At 63.1% G+C, this 2,413-nt stretch carries 3 protein-coding genes and 1 pseudogene; all 4 read right to left on the bottom strand.

Translation table 11 applies throughout. From position 1 onward, the window contains the following. Nucleotides 1-300 (bottom strand): annotated as a pseudogene (locus PMI29_RS15920) (hypothetical protein); the annotation flags it as partial. Continuing rightward, entirely contained in the window at nt 284-988 is a 705-nt protein-coding gene (locus tag PMI29_RS15925; RefSeq protein ID WP_007997709.1) for an outer membrane lipoprotein carrier protein LolA, read from the bottom strand. The pseudogene PMI29_RS15920 and the gene PMI29_RS15925, both read right to left, overlap by 17 nt. Further along, nucleotides 985-1,410, bottom strand: coding sequence for an acyl-CoA thioesterase (locus tag PMI29_RS15930; protein WP_007997707.1), 426 nt, complete (start codon nt 1,408-1,410; stop codon nt 985-987). The genes PMI29_RS15925 and PMI29_RS15930 overlap by 4 nt, the downstream gene beginning before the upstream one ends. Next, nucleotides 1,403-2,413 (bottom strand): HAL/PAL/TAL family ammonia-lyase (locus PMI29_RS15935; protein ID WP_007997705.1); only part of this gene is annotated, 1,011 nt, incomplete at its 5' end. The genes PMI29_RS15935 and PMI29_RS15930, both read right to left, overlap by 8 nt.

The raw sequence follows: 2,413 nt of genomic DNA, 5'->3' as shown, positions 1-2,413 counted from the left end.
CCACTGGACCTTTTCGAACAAGCCGCTGGCCTGCCATTGTTCGCCGAGGGTTTGCGCCATGGCAACGGCTTGCTGGCGATCGGCGTGGCCGACCAGCACCAGCATTTCGCGGTTCAGCGGTTCTTGCATGCGTTGTTCGGCGCGCAGTTCCAGGGCGTCGGGCGCCGTGCCGGGTACCAGTTCCATCAGGTTGGCCGACAGCGGCGCGCCGTCACGCCATTGCCAACCCGCGAGCGCCAGTACTGCCAGCAGCAGGAGCAGAAACAGCCGTGGCAACCACCGTTCACTCGGCAAAGTCATGTTGCTCCGCGTCGCTCAACGGTTGGGCGCTGGTGCTGTCCTGCATGCGCAACAACGTACTGTCGCCCTGAGTCTCGAGCAGTTCGATGCTGTGCACCAGTTCTGCACCGGTAATGTTGATCTGGTTGAACACCTGTTTGAGCAGCATCGAGCGCGGCAGCAGCGTGAGCTTCCAGTTCTGCGCGTCGCCGCTCAGGGACAGCTCGAAATCCCGTTGCAGGCCACTGCTGTCGCCTTGCAGCACGGCGAGGAACAAACGGTTCTGCTCGGCACCGGCGCTTTTGCCCGGCAGCATTTGCCAAACAATGCCGTCACGCCGGGCAATGCCTTTGGCGGTGATGCGATAGTCCTGTTGCAGTGGCGTTTTCAGGAGCCACAACAAGCCGTGGTTTTTCGCCAGGACGAACGTGCCCTTGCTGGTCAGCGGCTGGGGCAGGGCGCGCAGGTGCTTTTCCTGGATGAAATTGCCGTGGATCACCTCGGGCCTGGCCAGTTGATCGCTGAGTTGTTGCAGGTCGAAGGCGTTGGCCAGCCCTGGAATGCCCAGTAACACGCAGAACACTGTAGGAGCGAGCTTGCTCGCGAAAAGCCTGAGAGCACCGCGGGGTGTCAGGTTCCCAGCATCATCGTTAACGACCATCGCGGGCAAGCCCGCTCCCACAGGGGAACGTGGGTGGCAGAAAATCATGGCAGGGCCCTCTCGACAGCGTCGGTGAAGACCTTCGGCGAGGCCAGTTGCATCTCGCGGCTGGCGAGGTCGACGGCGACCTGTACCGACATGGCCCGGGTCAAGCGCTCACCGGTTTGCAGATCGCTGATCAGATAGTTGATCTTCAAGCGGTTCTCCCACTCCACCAGGTTGGCGCGCACGTTCAGTTTCTGGCCGAACACCGCGCCGCGCACGTAGCGCAATTGCAGGTCGATCACCGGCCAGGCGTAGCCTGACTCGTTCATCGCGGTGTAGTTGTGGCCGATCTTGTCCAGCAGCGCACAGCGGGCGACTTCCAGGTATTTGACGTAATGGCCGTGCCAGACCACGTGCATGCTGTCGACGTCAAAGAACGGTACGACGATTTCCGTGTCGGTGTAGAGAAATCCCTTGCTACGCATGCAGCCTCCAGTGTTGTTCGGCGATGCGTTGCAGGCACAGGCGCAATTCGCCCTCCAGCGCGCGGTCTTCGATCACCGGAGGGAAGTCCTTGGCCAATTCTTCATGCATGGCGGCCAAAGCGGGTGGCAGTGGTCGCGCATCTTCGGCCTGGCCGCGCAGCCAGACGCCCTGATTGGCCGCCAGCAACGTGGCGGCTGCCACCTGCTCGGTGAGTTCCAGCACGCGGATCGCATCCCGGGCGGCGATGGTGCCCATGCTCACTTTGTCCTGGTTGTGGCATTCGGTGGAGCGCGAGAAAACGCTGGCCGGCATGGTGTTCTTCAACGCTTCGGCGGTCCAGGCGCTGGTGCCGATCTGCACCGCTTTGAAGCCGTGGTTGAGCATGGCGCGGTCAGCCGTGGCGCCGGACAGGTTGCTCGGCAAACCATGGTTGTAGCGCTCGTCCACCAGCAGCGCGAGTTGCCGATCCAGCAAGTCGGCGACGTTGGCCACAAGGTTTTTCAGGCTGTCCATGGCGAAGGCAATGTGCCCGCCGTAGAAGTGCCCACCGTGCAGCACGCGCTCGGCTTCGGCGTCGATGATCGGGTTGTCGTTGGCGCTGTTGAGTTCGATTTCGATGAACGAACGCAGCCAGTTCAGGCTGTCGGCCAGCACGCCCAGCACATGGGGCGCGCAGCGCAGGGAATAGCGGTCTTGCAGGCGATGCAAGGGCGCGGTCGGCGCATCGATGGCCAGATCCTTGCGCAACCACGCGGCGACCTGCATCTGCCCCGGGTGCGGCTTGGCGGCGAACAGGCGCTCGTCGAAGTGCTCCGGGTTGCCTTGCAGCGCGACCACGTTCAGCGCGGTGATGCGCGTGGCCAGATGCAGCAGGTAATCGGCGCGGGCGTAGGCCAGGCAGGCCAGACCGGTCATCACGGCGGTGCCGTTCATCAATGCCAGGGCCTCTTTCGGACGCAACACCAGTGGCTGCCAGCCGAGTTCGCGGTGCACATCGGCAGC

Origin of the sequence: Pseudomonas sp. GM49, from assembly GCF_000282355.1 — a bacterium.
Classification (GTDB): Bacteria; Pseudomonadota; Gammaproteobacteria; order Pseudomonadales; family Pseudomonadaceae; genus Aquipseudomonas.
This window is presented reverse-complemented; position numbering and strand designations above follow the sequence as displayed.